Origin of the sequence: Massilia orientalis, from assembly GCF_030411975.2 — a bacterium.
Classification (GTDB): domain Bacteria; phylum Pseudomonadota; class Gammaproteobacteria; order Burkholderiales; family Burkholderiaceae_D; genus Telluria; species Telluria orientalis.
On sequence record NZ_JASNRB020000002.1, the window covers coordinates 129,186 to 154,719 of the forward strand.

Below are 25,534 nucleotides of genomic sequence, written 5' to 3' on the forward strand. Positions count from 1 at the left end.
CTTGCGTTATTTATCTTATCGCACCACCCGATAGCAGGGCACATACTCCTTGCCCGGCAGTTTCATGCGGCTCTGCTCCACGAACGACTGCAGCAGCGCATCCATCGGCGCCATGATCTCGTTCTCGCCGTGGATCTCGAACTTGCCGAACTGTTCGATCGCGCGGATACCCTCTTCCTTCACATTGCCCGCGACGACGCCGGAGAACGCGCGGCGCAGGTGCGCGGCCAGCAAATGCGTTTCCTGGTTCTTGTGCAGCGACAGGTTGCGCATGTTCTCGTGCGTCGGACGGAACGGCCTCTGGAATTCCGGGTCGATGCGCAGGCCCCAGTTGAAGTAGTACGCGTCGCTGCGCGACTTGCGGAATTCGCGCACCTGGCGGATCCCCTGCTGCATCTCGCGCGCCACCGCGTCAGGGTCGTCGATGATGATCTTGTAGCGGCGCTGCGCCGCCTCGCCCAGCGTCAGGCCGATGAAGTGGTCGATCTGTTCGAAGTACTCGCGCGCCGTCGCCGGCCCCGTAAACACGAGCGGGAACGGCTGTTCCGCGTTGTCCGGGTGGAGCAGGATGCCGAGGATGTACAGGATCTCTTCCGCCGTGCCGGCGCCGCCCGGGAACACGACGATGCCGTGACCGGTGCGCACGAAGGCTTCCAGGCGCTTCTCGATGTCCGGCATGATCACGAGGTCGTTGACGATCGGGTTCGGCGACTCGGCCGCGATGATGCCCGGCTCCGAGATGCCGAGATAGCGGCCGCCCTGCAGGCGCTGCTTCGCGTGGCCGATGGTGGCGCCCTTCATCGGGCCCTTCATCGCGCCCGGGCCGCAACCCGTGCAGATGTCGAGTTCGCGCAGGCCGAGCTGGTAGCCGACGTGCTTCGAATAGTTGTACTCGACGCGGTTGATCGAGTGGCCGCCCCAGCACACGACGAGGTTCGGATTGCGCTGCGGCTGGATCACGTTGGCGTTGCGCAGGATGTGGAAGACGGCGTCCGTGATGCCTTCCGGGCGCGTGAGGTCGAAGCGCGGATTGTCCGTCACCTCGAAGTTCACGTAGACGATGTCGCGCAGGACCGAGAACAGGTGCTCGTGGATCCCCTTGATCATCTTGCCGTCGACGAAGGCGTGGGCGGGCGCGCCGCGGATATCGAGCTTGATGCCGCGTTCGCGCTGGATGATCTTGATGTCGAAATCCTTGTAGCGTTCGAGCAGTTCCTTGCCGTCGTCGATCGAACTGCCGGAGTTGAGCACCGCCAGCGCGCACTTGCGGAAGATCTGGTACAGCCCACCCTGGCTCGTATCGAGGAGCTTGGCCACTTCGGCCTTGGACAGGACTTCCAACCGGCCTTCCGGAGAAATCAGCGTATCGACAACGTCGTAGTTCATGGTGTATTCCTTTTCTCTACTGTGAATCGGTGTGGCTTTTGCACCAATATACGACAAGTCAACCGAGTTTGCGTCTCCGTTTTCGCTTATGCCGATTCCGCATACGGCTGAGCTGTAAAAAGCTGGCCCCATATGCACGATTTCCACTAAAATGCGACGCTAGCCGGGGTCCTTACCCAGGACACGCCGGCCAGGAAAAGACAATCACTCTTAAAAAGATTAGGGGAGGAACCGCATGAGCGGTGCAGCTACTTCAACCGCCGAACCGAAGGCGGTCCCGGAATTCAAGCAGATCATGGGCCATCCGGCGCCCCTCTGGATGCTGTTCATGACCGAATTCTGGGAACGCTTCGCCTTCTACGGCATCCGTTGGGCCCTGGTGCTCTACATCGTCGCCCAGTTCTACGGCGGAGACGGCTCAGGCCAGGCCGACGCCAACCTGACCTATGGTTCCTACCTCGCCCTCGTGTACGCAGGCGCCGTGTTCGGCGGCTACATCGCCGACCGCGTGATCGGTTACCAGCGCTCGATCCTCGTCGGCGCGTCGTTCATGGTGGCCGGCCTGTTCGCCATCACCATCCCCAACCCGGACATCTTCAAGCTGGGTCTCGCCACGATCATCGTCGGCAACGGCATGTTCAAGCCGAACATCTCCGCCATGGTCGGCCAGCTGTACGGCATCAACGACCAGCGCCGCGACTCCGGCTTCACGATTTTCTACATGGGCATCAACGGCGGCGGCTTCCTCGCCCCGATCCTGACCGGCGCGCTGGCGCAGAGCATGTCCAGCCAGACCGGCGTACCCGCGTACAAGGTCGTGTTCTTCGCCGCCGGCGTGGGCATGATCCTGTCGCTGATCTGGTTCCAGATCGGCCGCCGCATGCTGAAGGGTATCGGCGCCGCCCACGGTCCGCTGGCCAACCCGGTGCGCCTCGTCGGCGTCGTCATCGGTTCGCTGCTCGTCATCCCGGTCGTGTACTTCCTGCTGAAGCTGGGCGCCGAAAAGCTGCAGGGCGTGCTGTCGGTCCTCTTCATCATCCTCGCGATCATGCTGATGGTGGAAGGCATCCGCGGCGGCGCGGTCGTGCGCGACAAGACGATCGCCATGCTCGTCATCTTCTTCTTCAACGTGATGTTCTGGTGCTTCTTCGAGCAGGCCGGCAGCTCGTTCACCTTCCTGGCCGAATACATCGTGCGCCGCGACTTCGGCGGCTGGACGTTCCCGACCGGCTGGTTCCAGTCCGTGAACACGCTGGCCATCATCGTGTGCGCGCCGATGGTCGCCGCCGTGTGGGTCGCGATGGGCCGCAAGAACCCGTCGATCCCGCGCAAGTTCGGCCTGGGCCTGATCTTCAACGGCCTCGCCTTCCTGCTGCTCATGTTCGCGCTGCAGCACCTCGTCGGCGCCGACAGCAAGATCCCGTTCTGGACGCTGTTCATGGTGTACGTGATCCAGTCCATCGGTGAACTGTGCCTGTCGCCGATCGGCCTGTCGATGGTGACCAAGCTCGCGCCGACCCGCCTCGTGGGTCTGGGCATGGGCGGCTGGTTCCTGTCCACCGGTATCGGCAACAACCTGTCGGGCATCTTCGCTTCCGTCGTATCGGGTGAAAAAGGCATGACCGTGGAATCGGCGCTGTCCGGCTACACGTTCGGCTTCTGGGCCCTGATCGGCGCCGGCGTGCTGCTGTTCCTGGTCGCACCGCTGATCCAGAAACTGATGCACGGCGTGAAGTAAATCTCGACGCTTCGGCAGCGACGGCGGCCCGCGGGCCGCCGTTATCGTTTACACGAACGCCAGATCGTGCAGCTGGATCGTATCGTCGATCCAGTCCTCGCAGTGGCCGAAGCGATAGCCCAGTGCCTGCGCGCGCGCCGTGTCGAGCACCATCGCGCCCGGCACGTCGAACGGCGACAGCCGCCCCATCTCCGCCGGCGGCACGCGCCGGCGCATGCGTACGGGCGTGTCGAGCACGGCGCCGACCCGCTCGTACAGGCTTTTCGCCGACAGCGCGCCGTCGCAGGCCGCATTCACCGGCCCCGTGAAATCCTGCATCCCGACCCACACGAGGAAGTCGGCCGCACCCTGCAGCGGCATGAAGGACAACACGGCGTCCGGGTTCGAGTATTCCAGCACCCCGTTCGTGCGCGCCAGTTCCACGTAGTACGCGAGGCGGCCGGTGAAGTCTTCCGGCCCGCCCAGCACGTGCGCCAGGCGCGGCGTCACGAGGGGCAGCGCGCCGTCGCGCACGAGATAGGCCTCCGCCTGCACCTTGCCCGCGACATAGCACTCGGTCGCGCGGCACGGGTCGTGCCACGGATAGCCGGTGTCGATCCGCTGCGCCTCCACGGCCAGGTCGCTCTCGCGCAGCGGGTCGGCATGGCCATGGCCGAGGGCGCGGTAGGCGTCGATCGTGGACGCCATCACGTAGCGTCCCACCTTGCCCGCGAACGTGCGCACGGCGATGGCCGCGTCCAGCGGGTTGTAGCACATCTGGTCGTACACGATGTCGAACGGGCCGAGATGGGTGAACGCGTTGCGCATCGCGGTCTCGTTGCGGCGGTCGACGCGCACGCGCACGATGCGGTCGCCGAACGGGTCGGGCGCATAGCCGCGCGTCGCGATGGTGACGCCATGGCCGGCGCGCAGCAGGCGCTGCACGAGCAGCTTGCCGATATAACGGGTACCGCCGATCACCAGGACATTCTTGGACATGAAGTTTTCCTTAGTCTGTGGGCGAGGCTCGTAGCACTGTTTTGGTGAATCCGTTATATTCTGTAACTAGAACGGCAATTGTTCAAACGAGAAAAATAAATCTTATGAATAAGAAAAACTTACGCTCGGGGATGGCGTGAAACCGCTGCGCAGCCTTTCCGGGCTGATCGATTTCGATTGCGCCGCGCGCTGGGGCAGCTTCAAGCTGGCCGCGCGCGAGCTGCACAAGACGCCCGCCGCCGTCAGCCTGCAGGTCAAGCAGCTGGAAGAAGCCATCGGTTTTCCACTGTTCGTGCGGCATCCGCGCCACATCGCGCTGACGGCCAAGGGGCAGGAACTGGCGATCGTGGTCGCGCGCATGCTGGCGGACCTGCGCGGGAAAGTGGCGGCGTTGCAGCGGGGCGACGAGGAAGCGGTGCTGCGCATCTCGACGACCCACTCGTTCGCGATCAAGTGGCTCGTGCCGCGCATGTCGCGCTTCACCAAGCTGCATCCGGAGCTGGACCTGCGCATCGACTCGAACGACACCCCGGTCGACATCGAGGACGATGCCGTCGACGTGGCGATCCGCTACGGCCCCGTGCGCGACGACGACCCCGCGCTGCTGTTCCGCGAACGGCTCGTGCCCGTGTACAGCCCGGATCTGCTGGCGGAGGGCCAGGACGCCCTGCAGATGTCGGACCTGACCCGGTTCCCGCTGCTGTGCGAACGCACGCCGGAAACGTGGCTGCAGCTCCTCAACGAGAACCGCGCGCTGAAAGGCGATTACGATTTTGCGCGCACGTACAGCCACTGGGGCGTGCTGGCGCAGGCGGCCGTCGCGGGCCAGGGGATCGGCCTCGTGCCGTACGGGATCGCGTTCGAGGACATCCGTGCGGGGACACTCCTTCAGCTCGCGTGCAGGAGCGCGCCGTTCGGCTACGGGTACCGCCTGCTCGTCAATCCCCACAAGGAAGCGATGACGAAGGTCCAGCATTTCCGCGACTGGATCGTCGCCGAAATGGAGGCCATGAAGGCGACGATCGCCTGATTATCTACGTGCCTTCTCGCGGCCCACGACGTACAACAGCACGCAGATCGCCGCATACGGCAGGATCGACAGCAGGTCCGCGCCGGCGCCCGCGAAGAACGGATTCGCGGCCTCGGCCCACTTGTTCATCGCATCGTCGAAGCCCGTCATCACGCCGGCCGTGATGGCGATGATGATGCCCGCCAGCGCGCCGCCCGCGATGTAGCCGGAGGCCAGCAAGGTGCCCGAGCTGCGGTCGCCCGCGGCCTGTAATTCTTCCTCGTTCAGGCCCTGGTACTGCGGCAGCCCGCTGTTGCGGCGGTCGACCATCCAGCGGATGATGCCGCCGATCGCGATCGGGAGCGTGGACACGAGCGGGAGGTACACGCCCACCGTGAACGCGAGCGACGCGACGCCCGACATCTCAAGCACGACCGCGACCATCACGCCGAACAGCACGAGGGTCCACGGCAGCTGGTGATCGAGGATGCCCTTGATGATGTAGGACATCAGCACGGCCTTCGGCGCATCGAATTTCTTGACCTCGGTGCCGTCCGGCCGCGTGTGGTACTGGCCGTTGATGCCCGGGTCGACGAGCCAGGCAAGCGAGCCGTCGGCGCGCACGAGGTATTTGCCGGCGGGGCCGCCGACCGTGTCCGTCTTTTGCCAGACTTTATACGTGGCGTGATCGGATGCGGCCTGCGGGCCTTGCAGCTGCGCGGACTCCGTCAGCTTCGATGCGTCCGTCCTGATGTGCGGCGCCACCTGCGCGGCCGGCACGTACACGGTGCCCGCGTCGTTCAGCTTCAGCAGGATCGGGCCGAGGATCAGCGCGGACGCGAGCGCGCCCGCGAGGATCGCGTACTGCTGCAGTTTCGGCGTCGAGCCGACGAGGAAGCCCGTCTTGAGGTCTTGCGACGTCGTGCCCGCGTTGCTGGCGGCGATGCAGACGATGGCGCCGACCGACAGCGCCGTCACGTAGTAGCGGCCGCCCGTCCAGCCCATCACGAGGAAGATCAGGCACGTGAACAGCAGGGTCGCCACGGCCATGCCGGAAATCGGATTCGACGACGAGCCCACCTCGCCCGTCAGGCGCGAGGACACGGTCGAGAACAGGAAGCCGAACACGAGGATCAGCAGCGCGCCCAGCACGTTCATGTGGAGCGGCGTCGCGAACGTGATCACGGCGATAATGCCCAGGCAGCCGATGACGACCCATTTCAGCGGCATGTCCTGCTCGGTGCGCAGCGACGTATCCACGTTCGAGGCTTTACCGATGCCGGCCAGGCCGCCTTTCAGGCCGTTCCAGATCGTGGGCAGCGAGCGCACGAGCGAAATGAGACCGCCGGCCGCCACGGCGCCCGCGCCGATGTACAGCACGTAGGCGCTGCGCACGTCGTCCGGGCTCATGTCGCGGATCAGCATCGTGCCCGGCGCCACCGGCACCGTCAGGGAATCACCGAAAAACTTGATCATCGGGATCAGGAGCAGGTAGGACAGCACGCCGCCGCCCGCCATGATCATCGCGATGCGCGGGCCGATGATGTAGCCGACGCCCAGCAGCTCCGGCGAGATCTCGGCGCCTGCCGAACCGGATTTCAGCGGTGCGTCGAAGATGAAGTTGACGGTGTCCTTCCACAGCTTCAGGGAGATATTGAGAACCTTGTACAGCAGGCCGAGACCGAAGCCGCCGAAGATAATGAAGGCACGCCGGCGGGCATCCCTGGCTTCGTCGGAATCCGCGTCGCGCACTTCGCCGGCGGCCGCGCGCGACGTTTCCGTGGCCGCGGCCTTCAGCACTTCGGCGCACGCGGTGCCTTCCGGGTACTTCAGTTCGCGGTGCTGGTCGACGATCATCGTGCGCCGCATCGGGATCATCATGAGGATGCCCAGCAGGCCGCCCAGTACGCCCACGAGCATCACGCGCGAGATCTCCAGGTCGAAGCCGAGGATCATGATCGCGGGCATGGTGCAGCCGAGGCCGAACGCGAGCGATTCGCCGGCCGAACCGGCCGTCTGCGTGATGCTGTTTTCGAGGATCGTCGATTCGCGTCCGCCCATCTTCTTCGCGAGCCCGAACAGCGTGATCGCAATGACGGCCACGGGAATCGATGCGCTGACGGTCAACCCCACCTTCAGCACGAGGTACAGCGACGATGCGCCGAAGACCATGCCGAGCACGGTGCCCATGATCAGGGCGCGCCAGGTCAGTTCGGGGAGGTCCGCCGACGCCGGGATATACGGTTTGACCGCGGGCGGATGGGGATCGTAGGGCATCGGAGGGATTTCCTTCAGGCGTGGGTAGAGTCAAACAGGACTGCCGGGATCGCCACGCAGCCCTTGAAAGCGTGACTATCTCACATGCCGTAGGTTAAGAAAAGCGGATTATAATTTCTTAAACCGCCCGTGTTTACGGCCTCAACGGGGTTTTACGACCCCCATCAAGAGAGTTCAGTTTTGGCAACTATCCCCCGCCGCCAGCGCGGCTTCCTGCTCCCCATCCTGGCCGTCGCGGCCGCCCTCGTCGTCCTGTTCATTGCCGGCGTCGCCGGCTACGTGGTGTTCCGTGTGCTGCCCAACGTGCCGGCGCTGGATGCCGTCACCGACTACCGGCCCAAGATCCCGCTCCGGATCTATACGGCAGACAACGTCCTGATCGGCGAGTTCGGCGAAGAGCACCGCGATTTCGTCCCGATCAATAAAATCCCGGACCTGATGAAGAAATCGCTGCTCGCCATCGAGGACGCCCGCTTCTACGAGCACGGCGCCATCGACTGGAAGCGCGCGATGGGCGCGGTCGGGTCCAACCTGCGCGGCGGCTTCGGTTCCGGCGGCGCGTCGACGATCACGATGCAGGTCGCGCGTAACTTCTTCCTGTCGCGCGAAAAGCGTTTGACGCGCAAGATCAACGAGATCGCGCTCGCGTACAAGATCGAGACCGCCCTGTCGAAGGACGAGATCCTCGAACTGTACATGAACCAGATCTACCTGGGCCAGCGCGCCTACGGTTTCTCCAGCGCCGCGCGCATCTATTTCAACAAGACGCTGGACCAGTTGTCGGTCGCCGAGATGGCCATGCTGGCGGGCCTGCCGCAGAACCCGGCGCGCCACAATCCGGTCGCGAATCCGAAGCGGGCGCGCGAGCGCCAGCACGCCGTGCTGGGCCGCATGCGCGCGCTGAACTACATCACCGAAGCGCAATACGAGAAGGCCATGGCCGAACCGCTGCGCGTCAACCAGCGCGGCGTGCAGGAATTCGGCACGCACGCGGAATACGTGGCCGAACTGGCGCGCCAGGCCGTCTACAGCCAGTTCAAGGAAGACGCGTACACGAAGGGCATCAAGGTCTACACGACGATCCTGAAGCCCGAGCAGGACGCCGCCTACGCCTCCGTGCGCCGCAACGTGCTCACGTACGACCAGCGCCACGGCTGGCGCGGTCCGGAAGGCCGCATGGAACTGCCGTCCGACCCGGTCGAGCGCGAAGACGCGATCGGCGACGCGCTGGGCAAGCGCCCGACCAGCGATGGGCTGATCCCGGCCGTCGTGCTCTCGGCGACGGGCAAGACGGTACGCGTGGAGACGGCCGACGGCGACACGGTGGACCTCACCGGCGCCGGCCTGAAATTCGCGCAGGCCGGCCTGTCGTCCAGCGCCAGGGAAAAGATGAAGCTGACGCCGGGCGCGATCATCCGCGTCGCGAAGGATGCGAAAGGCAACTGGAGCGTCGCGCAGGTGCCGCAGGTGGCCGCGGCCTTCGTCGCCATCGATGCCGATACGGGCGCCTACCACGCGCTCGTCGGCGGCTTCGACTACAACTTCCAGAAGTTCAACCACGTGACGCAGGCGTACCGCCAGCCCGGCTCCGGCATGAAGCCGTTCATCTACTCGGCCGCCGTCGACAAGGGTTATTCGCCGGGCACGCTCATCCTCGACGCGCCGCTCGACATGCCGGGCGAGGATGCCGGCAAGACGTGGTCGCCGCAGAATGACGACGGCAAGTGGGACGGTCCGATCACGATGCGCCGCGCCCTGGCCGAATCGAAGAACGTCCCGTCCGTGCGGCTGCTGCGCGCCGTCGGCGTGCCGTATGCGCACGAATTCATCGCCAGGTTCGGCTTCGACCTCACGCGCCAGCCGTCGAACTACACGCTGGCGCTGGGCACCGGCGCGGCGACGCCACTACAGATGGCCGGCGCATACGCCGTCTTCGCGAACGGCGGCTACCGCGTGCAGCCCTACCTGATCGCCCGCATCGAGGATGCCGACGGCAAGATCATCCAGGAGACGAAGGCGCCCGCCGAACACACCGACGAACAGCGCGTGCTCGATCCGCGCAACGCCTTCATCACCGACAGCATGCTGCGCGACGTGACCCGCTACGGCACGGGCGCCGAAGCGACCAAGGCGCTGGGCCGCACTGACATCGCCGGCAAGACCGGTACGACGAGCGATGCCGTGGACGGCTGGTTCTCGGGCTATGGCGGCAACGTCGTCGCGGTCGCGTGGATGGGCTACGACGATCCGAAATCGCTGGGCGGCCGTGAATTCGGCGCCACCGTCGCGCTGCCGATCTGGATCGACTACATGCGCGTGGCGCTGGCCAAGCGCCCGCAGCAGGAAGAGCGCCTGGCGCCGGAAGGCGTCGTGCGCGAGAACGACGACTGGGTGTATGCCGAGTTCGCGGAAACGCCGACCCTCGGTGGCATCGACCTCGACCAGGCGCCCGATCCGAACGCCGTGCAGCCGGTGGACGGCATGGTCCCGCCGGGCCAGCCGGGCCAGCCTGGCCAGCCGGTGCAGCCGGTGCGGCCCGTGCCGCAACAACAGCAGCCGTCGAATACGCTGTTCTGACCCGCTGGTCACTCGACGAACGGGCCGCCGCGTGCGGCCCGTTTTCATTGGCAGGCCGGCAATCGCATTGCAACAAATGGAAGAGATCGTACGTCCAGTCCTACATGTCTGTACGAACTCATCCTATTTCGAACGCAAAAGTGTGCCCCCATGATGGCGTCACTTTTACAAAAGGAGTCAATATGAAAAAGTACCAAGCCCTTCTGATCGGCGGCCTGATGGCCATGTCCCTGGCCGCATGCAGCTCGACCGGCACCAGCGGCAGCGACAGCAGCAGCGCCAGCGGCAGCTCCTCGTCGGGCGCGATGTCGACCAGCTCGGGTTCGAGCTCGACCGGCACGTCGGAATCCGGCACCATGGGCACCGCGACCAACGCCACCAGCACGACGCCGACCGGCATCTCCGCCGGCGGTACCGGCAACTCGAACGCCACCGGCCAGGGTACCAACCCGGCACCGGCCCAGACCACCGGCAACCAGTAACCGTCTTCGTCGTCCGGCCAACCAGGCCGGACGACTCCCGCCTGGTTGGCACGAGGGCGGCCCGCACGTTGTTCGACTATAATGGACGCTCGTCCTGACGAACCCGAACAGCACCGCGTCAATGCCCTTCGACCTCACCAAACACCTTCCCAAGCCCGGAACCCGTTTCGCCCTGCCCCAGCTGCATGGCTCGGCCGATGCCTATGCGCTCGCCGTCGCCGCCCTCGCGCTCAAAGCCAGGAAGCAGATGCTGACCGTGATCGTCGCGAATGCCAGCGACGGCCAGCGCCTGCTCGATGAAATTCCCTGGTTCGCGGAAGGCAAGCTGTCCTGCCACCTGCTGCCGGACTGGGAGACGCTCCCGTACGACGCGTTCTCGCCGCACCAGGACCTCGTGTCCGAACGCCTCGCCACGCTGCACGAAGTCCGCAACGGCCAGTGCGACGTGCTCGTCGTGCCCGCGACGACGGCCCTCGTGCGCCTCGCGCCGCCGTCGTTCCTGGCCGCCTACACGTTCTTCTTCCGCCAGGGCGAAAGCCTGGACGAAGCGAAGCTGAAAGCGCAGCTGACCCTGGCCGGCTACACGCACGTCACGCAGGTGATGTCGCCGGGCGAATACTCGGTGCGAGGCGGCCTGATCGATCTGTTCCCGATGGGTTCCGCGCTGCCGTACCGCCTGGACCTGTTCGGCGACGAGATCGAGACGATCCGCACGTTCGACGCCGACACCCAGCGCTCGCTGTACCCCGTGAAGGAAGTGCGCCTGCTGCCGGGCCGCGAATTCCCGATGGACGAGGCGTCGCGCACGGCCTTCCGCGGCCGCTGGCGCGAACGCTTCGAAGGCGATCCGTCGCGGTCGACGATCTACAAGGACATCGGCAACGGCATCGCCTCGGCCGGCATCGAATACTACCTGCCGCTGTTCTTCGACGGGACGGCCACGCTGTTCGACTACCTGCCGGACGAAGCGAGCCTCGCCCTCGTCGGCGACATCGAATCGGCTATCCAGCGCTTCTGGCTCGATACCGAATCGCGCTACAAATTCCTCAAGAGCGACCGCGACCGCCCGATCCTGGAACCGAAGGAGATCTTCCTCGGTGCCGAGGATTTCTTCGTGCAGGCCAAGCCGCACGGCCGCTGGGCGATCGCGCGCGACGCGAACGCGGGCGCGTCCGAATTGTCCGCGCCGGTGCCCGACATCGCCGTCAACCGCCGCCTCGACGATCCGCTCGCGAACCTGCGCTCGTACCTGATGCAGGCCACCGGCAAACGCGTGATGATCTGCGCCGAATCGGCCGGCCGGCGCGAGACCCTGCAGCAGTACTTCAACGAGTACAAGCTGGATCTCGCATTGATCGAAGGCTTCGACGGCCTGCGCGCGACGGCGGCGAAGGTCGTGCTGGGCGTCGCGCCGCTGCAGGCGGGCTTCGAGCTGATGGAAGAAGGCGCCGGCCATCTCGTGTTCATCACGGAGACGGAGCTGTACGCGGGCACCGGCCGCCGCGCGGGCAAGAAGAAGCAGGAAGCGGGCTCGCAGGTCGAGTCGATGGTGCGCGACCTGTCGGAGCTGAAGATCGGCGATCCCGTCGTGCACATCAATCACGGCATCGGCCGCTACCTGGGCCTCGTCAGCATGGACCTGGGCGAAGGCGAGACGGAATTCCTGCACCTGGAATACGCGAAAGAGTCGAAGCTCTACGTGCCGGTGTCGCAGCTGCACGTGATCTCGCGCTACTCGGGCGCCGCGCCGGACGACGCGCCGCTGCACACGCTCGGCTCCGGCCAGTGGGACAAGGCGAAGAGAAAAGCCGCGGAACAGGTGCGCGACACGGCGGCCGAGCTGCTGAACCTCTACGCCCGCCGCGCCGCGCGCCAGGGCCATTCGTTCGAATACTCGGCCACCGACTACGAAAACTTCGCGCAAAGCTTCGGCTTCGACGAAACGCCGGACCAGCGCGCCGCCATCGCCGCGGTCATCCAGGACATGACGTCGGGCCGGCCGATGGACCGCCTCGTGTGCGGCGACGTCGGCTTCGGCAAGACCGAGGTGGCCCTGCGCGCCGCGTTCATCGCCGTCATGGGCGGCAAGCAGGTCGCGATCCTCGCGCCGACCACGCTGCTCGCGGAGCAGCACGCGCAGACGTTCTCCGACCGCTTCGCCGACTGGCCCGTGCGCATCGCGGAACTGTCGCGCTTCCGCACCGGCAAGGAGATCAACAACGCGATCAAGGGCATGGCCGACGGCACCGTCGACATCGTGATCGGCACCCATAAACTGCTGTCGCCGGACGTGAAGTTCACGCGCCTCGGTCTCGTCATCATCGACGAGGAACACCGCTTCGGCGTGCGCCAGAAGGAAGCGCTGAAGGCCCTGCGCGCCGAAGTCGACGTGCTCACGCTGACCGCGACGCCGATTCCCCGCACGCTGGGCATGGCGCTGGAAGGCCTGCGCGACTTTTCCGTCATCGCGACGGCGCCCCAGAAGCGCCTCGCGATCAAGACGTTCGTGCGCAGCGAGGACGGCTCGGTCATCCGCGAGGCCTGCCTGCGCGAGCTGAAACGGGGCGGCCAGATCTACTTCCTGCACAACGAAGTCGAGACGATCGAGAACCGCCTCGCGATGCTGCGCGAGCTGCTGCCGGAAGCGCGCATCGCCGTCGCGCACGGCCAGATGCACGAGCGCGACCTGGAAAAGGTGATGCGCGATTTCGTCGCCCAGCGCTACAACATCCTGCTGTGCACGACGATCATCGAGACCGGCATCGACGTGCCGACCGCGAACACGATCATCATGCACCGGGCCGACAAGTTCGGCCTCGCCCAGCTGCACCAGCTGCGCGGACGCGTCGGCCGCTCGCACCACCAGGCCTATGCCTACCTGCTCGTGAACGATGTGCTCGGACTGTCCAAGCAGGCGCAGCGCCGCCTGGACGCGATCCAGCAGATGGAAGAACTGGGCAGCGGCTTCTATCTCGCCATGCACGACCTGGAAATCCGCGGCGCCGGCGAAGTGCTGGGCGAGAACCAGTCGGGCGAGATGCTGGAAATCGGCTTCCAGCTGTACTCCGACATGCTGAACGAAGCGGTGAAGGCGCTGAAGGCCGGCCGCGAACCGGACATGAGCGCGCCGCTGTCGTCGACGACGGAGATCAACCTGCACGTGCCCGCCCTGCTCCCGGCGGACTTTTGCGGCGACGTGCACGAGCGCCTGTCGATTTATAAGCGCCTCGCGAACTGCGAGGAGCAGGGCCGCATCGACGACATGCAGGAAGAACTCATCGACCGCTTCGGCAAGCTGCCCGATGCCGTGAAGGCGCTGATCGAGACGCACCGCCTGCGCATCGCGGCGAAGTCGGTCGGCATCGTCAAGATCGACGCGCATGCGGATGCCGCCAGCCTGCAGTTCATGGAAAAGCCGCCCATCGACCCGATCAGGATCATCACGCTCATTCAAAAGAACCGCCACGTCAAGCTGGCCGGCCAGGACAAGCTGCGCATCACGGCCAATATGCCGGACCTGGCCGCGCGCGTGAACCAGGTCAAGCAGACCATCAAACAACTCCTCGCTTAAAACAGAACACCGAACCTATCATGTCCAAGAAGCTCGTCCTCCAGGGTCCAGCGGCCGACCAGGCCGCACTCGCACACATTGCCGCCCTCGCCCGTCCCGCACGCACCACCGAACTCCACGCGCACGCGCTCCGTTGCGACGGGTTCGACTTCACGCCGGCACTGAAAGCGCAAGTCGAGACGGCCGCCCACGCCGCCGGCATCGACGCGACGTTCGTCGACGCGGACCTGACCCTGGCCGATTTCAAGCTGGTCGCGATGGACATGGATTCCACCTTGATCACCATCGAGTGCATCGACGAGATCGCGGACATGCAGGGCCTCAAGCCGCAAGTCTCCGCGATCACGGAAGCCGCGATGCGCGGCGAACTGGATTTCTCGGAAAGCCTCACGCGCCGCGTCGCGCTGCTGGAAGGGTTGCCGGTCGACGCGCTCGAGCGCGTGTACGAAGAACGCCTGCGCATCTCGCTGGGCGGCGAAGCGATGCTGCAGGCCGTGCAGGCCGCGGGCCTGAAGACGCTGCTCGTCTCGGGCGGCTTTACCTTCTTCACCGAACGCCTCAAGACGCGCCTGGGCCTCGACTACACCCATGCGAACGTGCTGGAAGCGGCCGGCGGCGTGCTGACCGGTAAAGTTGTCGGCGGCATCGTCGACGCGGAGGAAAAGAAGCGCACCGTCGAACGCGTGTGCGCCGAGCTGGGCATCGCCACGACTCAGGCCATTGTCATGGGCGACGGCGCCAACGACCTCAAGATGATGGGCGTATCCGGCCTGTCCGTTGCCTTCCGCGCCAAGCCCGTGGTGCGCGCGCAGGCCGACGTGGCGCTGAATGTCACGGGCCTCGACGGCCTGCTTGCCGTCCTCGCCTGACGCCTCTCCTGATCTGGCGCAAGGGCTATGCGGTGTGCATGTGTAGATTGATGGGGTCCGCTCGTCGATCACGGAGCCCGCGATGCCGTCACGCCGCACATTTCTCCACGCCTTGCCGGCACTGGCCGGCTGCCTGACGCTGCCGGCCGTCCGCGCCCAGTCCTCCAGCGCCTGGTGCGCCACGTGGGGCACGGCGCCGGCCGGCCCGCCGCCGTCCGCCAGCCTGCAGACGTTCAGCAACCAGACGCTGCGCCTGATCGTCCACACGAGCATCCCCGGCAACCGCGTGCGCGTGCGGCTGTCGAATGAAATGGGCAGCGGGCCTCTGCGCATCGGCGCCGCCCACATCGGCGTGCGCTCCGGCGGCGCCAGCCTCCTCGCAGGCAGCGGGCGCGACCTGACGTTCGGCGGATCGTCGGGCGCCACCGTCGCACCGGGCGATCCGCTGGTCTCCGACCCCATCGACTTCGCCGTGCCCGCGCTGGCCGACCTGGCCGTCAGCCTCTGGCTGCCAGGCAGCACGCAGGCGACGTCGATCCACGACCTCGCGCTCCAGACGAACTACGTGTCCGTCGCCGGCAATTACGCGGGAGCGAACACGCTGCCCGTGCAGCGCACGCTGGCCTCGTGGCCGTTCCTGACCGCAGTCGACGTGACGAGTGCCGCCGGCACGCCGTCCGCCATCGTGGCCCTGGGCGATTCGCTGACGGATGGCGTGCGCAGCACGAGCAACGCCAACCGCCGCTGGACCGACTACCTGGCGCGCCGCCTGCGCGCCGAGACCCTGCCCGGCAGCGCGCCCATCGCCGTCGTCAACCGGGGCATCAGCGCGAATTCGCTGCTGACGGACTATCCGACGGCGCTGCTGTCCGGCCGCGACGCGCTGGAGCGTTTCGACCGCGACGTGCTGGCCACGGCCGGCGCGCGCTGGCTGTTCGTCCTCATCGGCATCAACGACATCCTCTATAGCTCTGCGTCAAGTCCCGTCCCCGCGGAATCCCTGCAAGCGGGCTGGCTGCAACTGATCGCCCGGGCGCGCACGCGCGGCATGCAGGTCATCGGCACGACCTTGCCGCCGTACGAAGGCCATGCGTATTTCACGACGGCGCGCGATGCCGTGCGCCAGCGCGCCAACGCGTGGATCCGGACGTCCGGCGCCTGGGATGCCGTGGCGGACTTCGACGCCGTGCTGCGCGATCCGGGCCGTCCCACGCGGCTGCTGCCGGCCTACGACGGGGGCGATCACCTGCATCCGAACGATCTCGGCTACGAAGCCATGGCGAAAGCGATACCGTTGGGCTGGTTCGGTGTATAGTTTGCTTGTGGCAACAATTCAGGTGAATATCATGGCCATCTCTTCCCTCTCATCGACGCCCACCCCGACGCCAAACACGTCCGTGACGACGAAACCGCCCGAGCCCGCGACGCAGGATCCGGCGACCCGCGTGACCTTGTCGAACCTGTCCGAACAAGCGAGCATCGTCGCGACCCTGGGCAACCGCGACAGCGGCGTCCAGACGTATGACGCGACGGGCCTGCTGAACGCGGTCGCGCAGGCCGGCATGGCGCAGGCGGACACGGCCGCGCCGGCGCCGACCGATCCGGCCGCATCCGTGGACACGTCCGCAGCGTCCAGCACGTCCGTGGCGGCCGCCGTGCCGGGCGATTGGGGCACGATCCTGAAATCGAATCCCGCACTAACGAGCGTCGCGGTCGAAGACGCCGTCGCGCAGGGCATCGTCAACACGATCAATGTCTACGTGTGACCGCTACATGGACGGCGCGTAATGCATGTAAAGCGGGGTAAAACCGCCCCGCTTGCCCATCAGGTTTGCTGTCCCGTGACGTTATAAGGCTCGGCGCTCGACGCAACGACGCGATCGGCGCCTCTTGTCAACTCACGGGAGAATCAGCATGACCGTATCCGCAATCTCGACCACCTCGGTGTCCCCACAGCCCGCCTCCCGCGGCGGCGCGATGAAATCGCTCGTCGACGGCATCAACAGCGGCGACCTCGCGAGCGCCAGGGCGGCGTTCGACACGCTCCAGAAAAACCGCCAGGGCGCGACCGATGCGTCGGGGACCACGAACCAGCGCGACCAGGCCATCGCCGCCATCGGCAAGGCCCTCGACAGCGGCGACGCCGATGCGGCCAAACAGGCGCTCGCGAAGCTGCGCGACGACCGCAAGGAAGCCAGCGGCGGAACGCAGGGAGCGCAGCACCACCGGAGCCACCGGACGCAAGCCGGCGGCGCAGAATCGCTGACCTACAGCGCGTCCGCAACGACCCCGCCCACCGCCGCGCCGGGCGCCACCATCGACGTATCGGCCTGACCGTCCACCCTGGCCCGGCGTGCCGCCGGGCCTGTCCCGCGCTAACAAATCAGCAACTTTGTGACATTCCGCGTATATGCATATTCGGAATTCTCATGCTCGCAAGCGGCCCCTTGTGTGGCCGACAATGCTGGCATCCTCCCCAGAATAGCCGTAATTCGTCTATCACAACAAGCAAGATTGCCCTTCATGCATCAATTTCACAACAGTATAGACAGGTGACGATTGTGAATACGGCTGGGCGCTCGTTACACTGGGTCACGCCTGGCCGGCATCCACCCGGTGCGGTTGGGCGTTCTCACAACAACAACCATCGACGAGAGAATAAGGATGACCCAACTCCGCGCCGTACCCGTCTTTACCCGCACTTTGCTCGCTTCCTCGCTGTTCCTGGCCTTCTCTCCCGCCTGGTCCCAAGAGACCCCTGCCGATCCTCCCCCCGCCACTGCGCCGCAGGCACAGCCGCCCGCCGACAAGGGCATGGCGTCCGTCGTGGTGCTGGGCTCGCGCTCGACCGCGCGCACGGCGCTGGACTCGGCCGCGCCGGTCGGCCTGATCGGCGCCAAGGACATGGCGATGGCCGGTCCGGTGGAACTGGGCAAGCTGTTGCAGACGCTCGACCCGTCCTTCAACTTCTCGACCACGTTCATCAGCGACGGCACCGACATCATCCGCCCCGCCACCCTGCGCTCGCTGGGCCCCGACCAGCTGCTCGTGCTCGTGAACGGCAAGCGCCGCCACCAGCAGGCGCTCGTCAACGTGCAGCAGACGATCGGCCGCGGCTCGGCCGGTACGGACATCAACGCGATCCCGATGTCGGCGATCCAGCGCATCGAGGTGCTGCGCGACGGCGCCGCCGCGCAGTACGGTTCCGACGCGATCGCCGGCGTGATCAACATCGTGCTGAAGAACCAGACCAACGAAACGCAGCTGTCCGGCACCGTCGGCGGCACGACCGAGGGCGGCGGCGAGCTGCGCCAGGGCAGCGTCAACAAGGGCTGGACGATCGGCGACGGCGGCTACATCAACCTGACGGCCGAGGCCCGCCACCGCGGCGAAACCAACCGCGCGGGCGTGGACTCCCTCCGGGTCGACCCGCCGCGCGTCACGCAGCGCATCGGCGACAGCCTCGCGAAAGACAAGTACTTCTGGTGGAACTCGGCCGTTCCCGTGTCGAGCGCGGGCGAGTTCTATACCTTCGGCGGCGTATCGCACCGCACGGGCGATTCGGCCGGCTTCTTCCGCTCGGCGGGCGACGGCCGCAACGTGCCTGCCGTCTACCCGAACGGCTTCCTGCCGAACATCCGCACCACCGTCAAGGATGCGTCGCTGGCCGTCGGCTACCGCCGCGACCTCGCGAACGACTGGAAGGTCGACGTCTCGCTCAACCACGGCCGCAGCGAACTGGATTTCCACGAAAAGAGCACGATCAACGTCAGCTACTGGTTCGAGCCGAAACCGGGCGGCGGCATCTATGCGGAGTCCCCGCTGGAAGCCGATACCGGCAAGCTGAAATTCAAGCAGACGACGTTCAATGCCGACCTGCGCGGCCCGCTGGACGTCCTGGGCAGGAAGATCAACTTCGCGACGGGCTTCGAATGGCGCCGCGACGGATATGCGATCGACGCCGGCGACCCGGTCTCGTACCAGTACGGCCGCACCAACAATCCGGCCATCGTGATCAAGGACCAGACGGGCGGCGCGGCCGCGTCGGGCACGCAGGGCTTCCCCGGCTACACGCCCGCTACCGCCGTCGACGATGCACGCCACAATATCGCGCTGTACGCCGACGCCGAATACAACATCACGCCGCAGCTGCTGGTCGGCGCCGCCGCGCGCTGGGAAAAATACTCGGACTTCGGCAGCACGACGACCGGCAAGCTGTCGCTGCGCTATGACCCGAGCCGCCAGGTGGGTTTCCGCGGCACGTTGTCGACCGGCTTCCGCGCACCGAGCGTGCAGCAGAAATTCTACAGCTCCGTGTCGACGAACCTGAACAGCGCCGGCGTGCTGACCGAGACGCTGACGGCGCGCGAAGGCAGCGCCGTCACCAAGGCCTTCGGCATTCCGAACCTGAAGGAAGAAACGTCGAAGAACGGCAGCGTGGGCATCATCCTGCGTCCGGCCTCGAACTTCTCGGTGACCGCCGACCTGTGGCGCATCGACATCGACAACCGCATCGTCTTCTCGTCGAACATCGCGCCGGAATCGGGTGCGTGCGCGACGGCCGCCGCCTGCCCGATCAAGGCCATCCTCGATCCGCTCAAGGTCGGCCAGGCGCAGTTCTTCACGAACGCGATCGACACCGAAACGAAGGGCCTGGACATCGTCGCCGAGCACACGACCCGCTGGCCGGCCACGACGCTCGTGCTGTCCGCGCAGCTGGACTTCAACCGCACGTCGGTGACGGGCCGCCATTCGGATTCGCCGGTGCTGACGGGCGCCCAGCTGTTCGACGACTCGCAGGTGACCCTGATCGAACGCGGCCAGCCGCGCCAGCACCACGTGCTGGCGGCCGACCTGACGCACGGCCAGTGGAACGGCAACGTACGCGCCAACTGGTACGGCGAAGTGCAGGGCCAGGGCTTCACCGCACCGTTCGTGCAGACCTGGGACGGCAAGTGGATCGTGGACGCCACCGTGCGCTACAACTTCTCGAAGTCGACCAGCCTGACCGTCGGTTCGAACAACATCTTCAACACGTTCCCGACCAAGTGGGACCCGGTCAAGGCGGCGCCGTTCCCGCAGCTGGGCTTCACCTACTGCTGGGAGACCTGCCCGTTCGGCATCAACGGCCGGTCCTGGTCGGCCCGCCTGGACGTGGCTCTGTAAGCGCAGGATGCGGGCGCGCGTCGTCTCCGGACAGGCGCAGCGCCCAGCGGATCGCCTCCGTGTACATGCGCGCCACGTCGGGATCGTCGAAGGCTTCCTTCGCGTGCCCGATCGTGGACGCGAACACCCGTCCCTTGCCGTACTGCTTGATCCAGGCGACGGGGACGTCGCGGTCGGGCGGCAGCTGCTCCGGGATGCGCGTCATGTCCAGCCGCTCGCCGTCCATGCTGAGCAGGACTTCCGCATCGGCGCGCGAGAAATTCCGCACGACGTAGAGCTCGTCCTGCCGGATCCAGCGCGCCGGCAGGAACGACGTCATCGGGCTGTCGCGGTTCTCGGTCCGCAGCGGGAACGGGAACAGCGGCCAGGCGTGATTGTTGAAGGGGTGGGACACGAACGCCCCGCCCACCATGTCCACGTATTCCTTCCAGCCGTGGTTCGCGTCGACGCCGCCGTGGATCGCGACGAGTCCCCCGCCCGCGCGCACGAAGTCGAGCAGCGCGGCCTTCTGGGAAGCGTCCAGCCCCCAATCGCCGGTCGCGCTGACGACGACGACCGCATCGAAGTCGCGCAGGCCCACGGGCTGGAAGCCGGCCGTCATCGGCTGGCCGCCGCGCCCGTTGACGACGGCTGAATTCCGTGCGCATGTCGGTGTCCCACAGATGCGTCGCGCGGCCCCAGTTGTAGACGGCGGCCATCCCGGCCGGGATCGAATCGTGATGCCAGCCGCGCGCCCCGCCCAGTACCAGCACGTGCTTGGGCGAAGGCGAACGCATGCCGGGCGGCACCGGGGACGCCGGCGCCGCGCCCGGCGGCGGGGGCGTGACGGCGATGGGGCCCGCGTTGGCGGGCGGTCCGGCCCAGGTGCCGTGCGATACGGTTTGCGCGGCTGCGCCGCCCATCGTTGCGGCCAGGACGAGCGCGGCCAGCACACCGGCGCGCATCATCAGTACGGCCCGCGGATGAAGTCGCGCACATGGGCGCGGTACACACCCGCGAGTTTCTCGTGCAGGTCCGCGGGCAGCGGCTGCACTGCCGCCGCGTCCACGTTGGCCCGCACCTGCTCCGGGCGGCTCGCGCCGGGAATCACCACCGACACCTGCGGGTGGTCGAGGATCCAGCGCAGCGCCATCTGCGCCATCGTCATCCCGGCCGGCACCAGCGCCGCCACCTGCTCGGTGGCCGCGATGCCGCGCTCCAGTTCCAGTCCGGCGAACGTCTCGCCCACGTTGAACATCGCGCCGTCGCGGTTGAAATTGCGGTGGTCGTCGTCGCGGAACGTCGTCGCCCGCGTGATCTTCCCGCCCAGCAGGCCGCTCGCGAGCGGCAGGCGCACGATGATGCCGACCTTCTTGTCCGCCGCGCGCGGGAACAGTTCCTCGGCCGGCTTCTGGCGGAAGATGTTGAAGATCACCTGCAGCGACGCGAGGCCGTCCTGTGCCAGGCACATGAGGCCTTCTTCGACCGACTCCACGCTGGCGCCCCAGCGCTTGATCAAGCCCTCCTGTTGCAGCTCGCGCAGCCAGTCGAACACGTGGCCCTGGCGCAACACCTCCGTCGGCACGCAATGCAGCTGCGTGAGGTCCAGCGCGTCCACCCGCAGGCGCTCGAGCGAACGCTGCGTCGCTTCGCGCAGCGACGCGCGCGTGTAGCCGTCCGGGTAAATACCCGCGCGGCCCAGTTTCGTCGCCACGACGATATCCGCATCCTTGCGGCCGGCGAGGAAGCGGCCGATCGAACGCTCGCTGGCGCCGTCGCCGTAGACATCGGCCGTGTCGATGAAGCGCACGCCCGCGTCGATCGCCGTCTGCAAGGTCTGCTGCGCGATGTCGTCGTTCCAGTCGTTGCTCCAGCCGCCGCCCAGCTGCCAGCAGCCCAGGCCGATTTCCGGTATCGTCAGGCCGTCGGGGCCCAGTTGTCGTCGCTGCATCATCTTCCCTCGTTAGTCGTTGTGTGGGTGCGCTACTGTACCCGATCCAGCGGCAGCGCCATCAGGATCTCGTCGTAAAAAACGCCGTCGACCCGCAAGGTGCGCGGCTCGCGGCCATAGGGGACGAACCCGAGCGACTCGTACAGGGCGAGCGCGCGCGGGTTCCGGGCATTCACCGCCAGGTGGATCTGCAGCACGCCCTGCGCCCGCGCATGCGCGCACGCGGCGGCCAGCAGGCGCCGCGCGAGGCCGCCGCGCCGATGCGCCGGTTGCACGTAGACACCCCACAGCATCGCCCTGTGCGCCACCTGCGCCAGCGGTTCGCGCCGCACGCCGGCGATCGCGACGAGTTCGTCGCCCGAAAACGCGCCGAACACGGCCTGGAATACCGTCGGCGCGATGCGCGCGCGGACCTCGGCCGGCGTGCGTCCCGCCTCTTCGTCGCGGGTGGGCCAGATCGCGAGCGGCGACTCGACGGTCGCCTGGACGCGCAATTGCTGGAACGCGGCCCAGTCGTCTTCCTGCAGCAGCCGGATCTGTTCAGTCATAGCGGCACCGGCGGTTCGACATCGGCGGGACGGCGGCGCGCGGCCAGGCTCGCGCTGGTCGCGGCGCCGATCGACGACGCGACGATGAGCCCGATCGCGAGCCACTGCGACACGTCGAGGTGCTCGCCCAACAGCACGAGGCCCATCAGCGCGCCGATGGCCGGCTCCGCGCTGAGCAGGGTGCTGAACGTGTTGGCCGGCAGGCGGCGCAGCGCGACCATCTCGAGCGAATAGGGGATCGCGCTGGACAGCACGGCCACGGCCAAGCCGAGCAGCAGCACGGACGGTTCCAGCAGCGCCGCGCCCGCGTGCGCGATGCCGACCGGCGCGGCGATCAGTGCGCCGAGCACCGTGCCCCAGCTCGACGCGGCCGCGCCGTAGGCGGCGCTGGCGCGCTTGCCCGCCAGGATGTACACGGCCCAGCAGGCACCCGCGACGAGCGCGAACGCGATGCCGCGCCAGTCCACCGCCGGCGCATCGCCGCCCAGCGGCAGCAGCAGCGCGAGGCCCACGCACGCGAGCGCGATCCAGGCGAAGTCCAGGCGCCGGCGCGACGTCGCCACGGCCACGACGAGCGGCCCCGTGAACTCGACGGCGATCGCGATCCCCAGCGGTACATACGCCAGCGCCGAATAAAAGCTCAGGTTCATGGCGCCCAGCGACAGGCCGTATTGCAGCAGCGCGCGTCCATCACCCCGCACGCCGATGCGCCACGGCCGGAACACGATCGCGAGGATCACGGCGGCGAAGGTCAGCCGCATCGCGGTGGCGCCGGCCGCGCCGACGACGGGGAACAGGTGCTTGGCGAGCGAGGCGCCCGTCGTCAGCGAGACGAGGGACAACAGCAGGGCTGCGTAGGGAACAACGGACGGACGCGTGGAAGAGGACATCGAAAGCGGCGTGTAGCGAAACCTGCAACGATATCATCAAACCGGCCCCCTCCGCCGGCGCTACGATGGGACTGGCCCGGTAACGCTCTTTTTCCGGATCATGAACATCTGTAACAGCCTGTAAAACAACAGGCACGCGCCAACGGATTCTTTATAGTTGGCAGGTGAGGAGAACCGCCATGATCAAGCTCGCTATTATCGTTTCCTGCGCCGCCGCCCTGACCGGTTGCGCCACGTATTACCCGGCGCCGGCCAACTACGGCACGCGCGCCTATTCGCAACCCGATGCCAACGGCTGGCAGGTCGTGTCCGTGACGCCGGTGGCGCCGGGGACCGGTGCGGCCGCGGCGGCATCGGGCGACGCCGGCCGCGTGACCTATTCCCCGGCCCCGGCGACCGTCGTGACCCAGCCGGTGTACGTCGCGCCGCCGGTCTACGCGCCCGCGCCGATCTACGCGCCGGCCCCGTTGTATGCCGACCCGCTGTGGTATCCGCCGATCTCGATCGGCCTCGGCTTCAGCTGGAACCACTGGAGCGGCGGCCATCGCGGCGGCTGGGGCCATCGCGGCGGGTGGCGTCACCGCTGACGCCCGCTCCACCGACAAGGCTGCGCTTCGGCGCAGCTTTTTTTTCGCGGGTACCCCTGCTGCCTGACGCTTTCCTTACGCATTTGCATGAATGACGCATGTTGCATCGCGTCACATCAATCGATTGCTGTTGTCTGATTGCCATTCTACAATCGCCTCACGATGGGCCCGGCACTGGTCCGCGGTGCCCGGCGTAAAACGAGAATACGACTACGGAGACGACAATGAATTTCAAGGTAAAGGCATTGGTTGCAGGGGTAGTGTTGGGTTTTTCGATGTCGGGCATGGCGGCGGAGCCGGTCAAGATCGGCGTGTCCGGTCCGTTCACGGGCGGGTCGGCGCCGATGGGCGTGTCGATGCGCGATGGCGTCCGTCTCGCCGCCGCTGAAATCAATGCCAAGGGCGGTGTGCTGGGCCGCAAGATCGAACTGGTCGAACGCGACGACGAAGCGAAGAACGAACGCGGCGTGCAGGTCGCGCAGGAACTCATCAACAAGGAGCGCGTCGCCGCCACCGTCGGCTACATCAACACGGGCGTCGCCCTCGCCTCGCAGCGCTTCTACCAGCAGGCGAAGATCCCCGTGATGAACAACGTGGCCACCGGCTCCATCGTCACCAAGCAGTTCGCGAACCAGCCGCAAAACTTCATCTTCCGCAACTCCGCGAACGACACCATCCAGTCCGCGATGATCGTCGAGGAAGCGATCACGCGCCGCGGCTTCAAGAAGCCGGCGATCCTCGCCGACTCCACCAACTACGGCCAGCTGGGCCGCGAAGACCTCGAGAAGGTGCTCGACAAGAAAGGCGTGAAGCCGGTCGTCGTCGAGAAATACAACATCGGCGACGTCGACATGACGGCGCAGCTGCTGCGCGCCAAGCAGGCCGGCGCCGACGTCGTCCTCACCTACGGCATCGGCCCCGAGCTGGCGCAGATCGCCAACGGCATGCAGAAGCTGGGCTGGAAAGTGCCGATCGTCGGCAGCTGGACGCTCGCGATGGCCAACTTCATCGACAACGCTGGCAAGAACGGCGACGGCACCCGCATGCCGCAGACCTTCATCCAGAACCCGGACACGCCGAAGCGCAAGGCGTTCATCGACGCCTACATCAAGGCCTACAACCCGCCGGGCGGCCGCATGCCGTCGGCCGTGTCGGCCGCGCAGGGCTACGATTCCGTGTACCTGCTCGCCGCCGCCATCCAGCAGGCCGGCAGCACCGAGGGTCCGAAGATCGCCGCCGCGCTGGAAGACCTCAAGACGCCGGTCGAAGGCGTCGTCACCACCTACAACAAACCGTACTCGCATACGGACCATGAGGCCATCAACTTCGAGAACACCAAGTTCGGTGAAGTGAAGGATGGGCGAGTGGTGCAGGCCAAGTAACGTAATCCGTCGTTCCCGCGGAAGCGGGAACCCATACTGACGAACCGGATTCCGTATCCCGGACATCCCGCAGTTCGAACGAGGCCCGGCTTCGGCCCTTCAGCATGGGTTCCCGCCTGCGCGGGAACGACGAGCTCTATCCAC

Annotated in this window: 20 protein-coding genes; 13 read left to right on the forward strand and 7 right to left on the reverse strand. The window is 66.6% G+C overall.

Annotated elements, in window-relative coordinates:
- Positions 1 to 15: 15 nt before the first annotated feature.
- On the reverse strand, positions 16 to 1,386 hold the full coding sequence (ppnN, locus tag QPK29_RS02625) for a nucleotide 5'-monophosphate nucleosidase PpnN (protein ID WP_371769763.1): 1,371 nt from the start codon (positions 1,384 to 1,386) through the stop codon (positions 16 to 18).
- A 235-nt stretch (positions 1,387 to 1,621) separates the two neighbouring features.
- Between ppnN and QPK29_RS02630 the strand changes: the two genes are divergently transcribed.
- Positions 1,622 to 3,124, forward strand: a complete 1,503-nt coding sequence (locus QPK29_RS02630) for a peptide MFS transporter (protein ID WP_371769762.1) — start codon at positions 1,622 to 1,624, stop codon at positions 3,122 to 3,124.
- Between the two features lie 48 nt (positions 3,125 to 3,172).
- Here QPK29_RS02630 and QPK29_RS02635 read toward each other — a convergent pair whose 3' ends face one another.
- A complete protein-coding gene (locus tag QPK29_RS02635; RefSeq protein WP_371769761.1) occupies positions 3,173 to 4,102 on the reverse strand; it encodes an NAD-dependent epimerase/dehydratase family protein in 930 nt (309 codons plus the stop codon).
- A 136-nt stretch (positions 4,103 to 4,238) separates the two neighbouring features.
- Here QPK29_RS02635 and QPK29_RS02640 point away from each other — a divergent pair, with 136 nt between their 5' ends.
- Positions 4,239 to 5,132: a LysR substrate-binding domain-containing protein gene (locus QPK29_RS02640; RefSeq protein WP_371769760.1), complete on the forward strand. Its 894-nt coding sequence runs from the start codon at positions 4,239 to 4,241 to the stop codon at positions 5,130 to 5,132.
- Here the strand turns inward: QPK29_RS02640 and QPK29_RS02645 are convergent, their stop codons facing one another.
- Positions 5,133 to 7,388 (reverse strand): OPT family oligopeptide transporter, encoded by a 2,256-nt coding sequence (locus QPK29_RS02645; protein ID WP_056131774.1) that lies wholly within the window; start codon positions 7,386 to 7,388, stop codon positions 5,133 to 5,135.
- 180 nt (positions 7,389 to 7,568) lie between these two features.
- Between QPK29_RS02645 and QPK29_RS02650 the strand changes: the two genes are divergently transcribed.
- From QPK29_RS02650 to QPK29_RS02685, 8 genes are all read left to right on the forward strand, one after another.
- Entirely contained in the window at positions 7,569 to 9,965 is a 2,397-nt protein-coding gene (locus tag QPK29_RS02650) for a penicillin-binding protein 1A (RefSeq protein ID WP_371769759.1), read from the forward strand.
- A gap of 182 nt (positions 9,966 to 10,147) precedes the next feature.
- Positions 10,148 to 10,447, forward strand: coding sequence for a hypothetical protein (locus QPK29_RS02655; protein WP_056131771.1), 300 nt, complete (start codon positions 10,148 to 10,150; stop codon positions 10,445 to 10,447).
- A gap of 121 nt (positions 10,448 to 10,568) precedes the next feature.
- Complete coding sequence (gene mfd / locus QPK29_RS02660; RefSeq protein ID WP_371769758.1) at positions 10,569 to 14,018, forward strand: transcription-repair coupling factor; 3,450 nt, start codon at positions 10,569 to 10,571, stop codon at positions 14,016 to 14,018.
- Positions 14,019 to 14,038: 20 nt separating this feature from the next.
- Positions 14,039 to 14,887, forward strand: coding sequence for a phosphoserine phosphatase SerB (gene serB, locus QPK29_RS02665; protein ID WP_371769757.1), 849 nt, complete (start codon positions 14,039 to 14,041; stop codon positions 14,885 to 14,887).
- Positions 14,888 to 14,969: 82 nt separating this feature from the next.
- Positions 14,970 to 16,202, forward strand: a complete 1,233-nt coding sequence (locus QPK29_RS02670) for an SGNH/GDSL hydrolase family protein (protein WP_371769756.1) — start codon at positions 14,970 to 14,972, stop codon at positions 16,200 to 16,202.
- Positions 16,203 to 16,233: 31 nt separating this feature from the next.
- Entirely contained in the window at positions 16,234 to 16,653 is a 420-nt protein-coding gene (locus QPK29_RS02675; protein WP_156403786.1) for a hypothetical protein, read from the forward strand.
- A gap of 148 nt (positions 16,654 to 16,801) precedes the next feature.
- A complete protein-coding gene (locus QPK29_RS02680) occupies positions 16,802 to 17,221 on the forward strand; it encodes a hypothetical protein (RefSeq protein WP_160409802.1) in 420 nt (139 codons plus the stop codon).
- 330 nt (positions 17,222 to 17,551) lie between these two features.
- Positions 17,552 to 20,053: a TonB-dependent receptor plug domain-containing protein gene (locus tag QPK29_RS02685; RefSeq protein WP_056131753.1), complete on the forward strand. Its 2,502-nt coding sequence runs from the start codon at positions 17,552 to 17,554 to the stop codon at positions 20,051 to 20,053.
- On the opposite strand, the gene QPK29_RS02690 is transcribed toward QPK29_RS02685, so the two are convergent.
- Entirely contained in the window at positions 20,010 to 20,654 is a 645-nt protein-coding gene (locus QPK29_RS02690; RefSeq protein ID WP_371769755.1) for a ThuA domain-containing protein, read from the reverse strand. The two genes, QPK29_RS02685 and QPK29_RS02690, sit on opposite strands and share 44 nt — an antisense overlap.
- 155 nt (positions 20,655 to 20,809) lie before the next feature.
- Here QPK29_RS02690 and QPK29_RS02695 point away from each other — a divergent pair, with 155 nt between their 5' ends.
- A complete protein-coding gene (locus tag QPK29_RS02695) occupies positions 20,810 to 21,019 on the forward strand; it encodes a hypothetical protein (protein WP_371769754.1) in 210 nt (69 codons plus the stop codon).
- Here QPK29_RS02695 and QPK29_RS02700 read toward each other — a convergent pair.
- Genes QPK29_RS02700 through QPK29_RS02710 form a run of 3 tightly spaced genes read right to left on the reverse strand, consistent with a single transcriptional unit; the run spans position 21,000 to position 23,421 of the window.
- Entirely contained in the window at positions 21,000 to 21,986 is a 987-nt protein-coding gene (locus QPK29_RS02700) for an aldo/keto reductase (RefSeq protein WP_371769753.1), read from the reverse strand. The two genes, QPK29_RS02695 and QPK29_RS02700, sit on opposite strands and share 20 nt — an antisense overlap.
- 29 nt (positions 21,987 to 22,015) lie before the next feature.
- Positions 22,016 to 22,531 carry a GNAT family N-acetyltransferase gene (locus QPK29_RS02705; protein ID WP_371769752.1) on the reverse strand — a complete coding sequence of 172 codons (516 nt, stop codon included), beginning with the start codon at positions 22,529 to 22,531 and terminating at the stop codon, positions 22,016 to 22,018.
- A complete protein-coding gene (locus QPK29_RS02710; protein ID WP_371769751.1) occupies positions 22,528 to 23,421 on the reverse strand; it encodes an EamA family transporter in 894 nt (297 codons plus the stop codon). Before QPK29_RS02710 ends, QPK29_RS02705 begins: the two co-directional genes overlap by 4 nt.
- Positions 23,422 to 23,600: 179 nt before the next feature.
- On the opposite strand from QPK29_RS02710, the gene QPK29_RS02715 reads away from it, so the two are divergent.
- On the forward strand, positions 23,601 to 24,008 hold the full coding sequence (locus QPK29_RS02715; protein ID WP_371769750.1) for a hypothetical protein: 408 nt from the start codon (positions 23,601 to 23,603) through the stop codon (positions 24,006 to 24,008).
- Positions 24,009 to 24,232: 224 nt separating this feature from the next.
- A complete protein-coding gene (locus QPK29_RS02720) occupies positions 24,233 to 25,390 on the forward strand; it encodes an ABC transporter substrate-binding protein (protein WP_160409807.1) in 1,158 nt (385 codons plus the stop codon).
- Positions 25,391 to 25,534: the final 144 nt, after the last annotated feature.

Excerpts from the sequence above, each read along its gene's own strand:
- QPK29_RS02710 (WP_371769751.1), bottom strand. The coding sequence starts at position 23,421 with ATGTCCTCTTCCACGCGTCCGTCCGTTGTTCCCTACGCAGCCCTGCTG.
- QPK29_RS02685 (WP_056131753.1), top strand. The coding sequence starts at position 17,552 with ATGACCCAACTCCGCGCCGTACCCGTCTTTACCCGCACTTTGCTCGCT.
- QPK29_RS02645 (WP_056131774.1), bottom strand. The coding sequence starts at position 7,388 with ATGCCCTACGATCCCCATCCGCCCGCGGTCAAACCGTATATCCCGGCG.
- QPK29_RS02675 (WP_156403786.1), top strand. The coding sequence starts at position 16,234 with ATGGCCATCTCTTCCCTCTCATCGACGCCCACCCCGACGCCAAACACG.
- serB (WP_371769757.1), top strand. The coding sequence starts at position 14,039 with ATGTCCAAGAAGCTCGTCCTCCAGGGTCCAGCGGCCGACCAGGCCGCA.
- ppnN (WP_371769763.1), bottom strand. The coding sequence starts at position 1,386 with ATGAACTACGACGTTGTCGATACGCTGATTTCTCCGGAAGGCCGGTTG.
- QPK29_RS02720 (WP_160409807.1), top strand. The coding sequence starts at position 24,233 with ATGAATTTCAAGGTAAAGGCATTGGTTGCAGGGGTAGTGTTGGGTTTT.
- mfd (WP_371769758.1), top strand. The coding sequence starts at position 10,569 with ATGCCCTTCGACCTCACCAAACACCTTCCCAAGCCCGGAACCCGTTTC.
- QPK29_RS02680 (WP_160409802.1), top strand. The coding sequence starts at position 16,802 with ATGACCGTATCCGCAATCTCGACCACCTCGGTGTCCCCACAGCCCGCC.
- QPK29_RS02690 (WP_371769755.1), bottom strand. The coding sequence starts at position 20,654 with ATGACGGCCGGCTTCCAGCCCGTGGGCCTGCGCGACTTCGATGCGGTC.
- QPK29_RS02655 (WP_056131771.1), top strand. The coding sequence starts at position 10,148 with ATGAAAAAGTACCAAGCCCTTCTGATCGGCGGCCTGATGGCCATGTCC.
- QPK29_RS02715 (WP_371769750.1), top strand. The coding sequence starts at position 23,601 with ATGATCAAGCTCGCTATTATCGTTTCCTGCGCCGCCGCCCTGACCGGT.
- QPK29_RS02635 (WP_371769761.1), bottom strand. The coding sequence starts at position 4,102 with ATGTCCAAGAATGTCCTGGTGATCGGCGGTACCCGTTATATCGGCAAG.
- QPK29_RS02705 (WP_371769752.1), bottom strand. The coding sequence starts at position 22,531 with ATGACTGAACAGATCCGGCTGCTGCAGGAAGACGACTGGGCCGCGTTC.
- QPK29_RS02630 (WP_371769762.1), top strand. The coding sequence starts at position 1,622 with ATGAGCGGTGCAGCTACTTCAACCGCCGAACCGAAGGCGGTCCCGGAA.
- QPK29_RS02700 (WP_371769753.1), bottom strand. The coding sequence starts at position 21,986 with ATGATGCAGCGACGACAACTGGGCCCCGACGGCCTGACGATACCGGAA.
- QPK29_RS02670 (WP_371769756.1), top strand. The coding sequence starts at position 14,970 with ATGCCGTCACGCCGCACATTTCTCCACGCCTTGCCGGCACTGGCCGGC.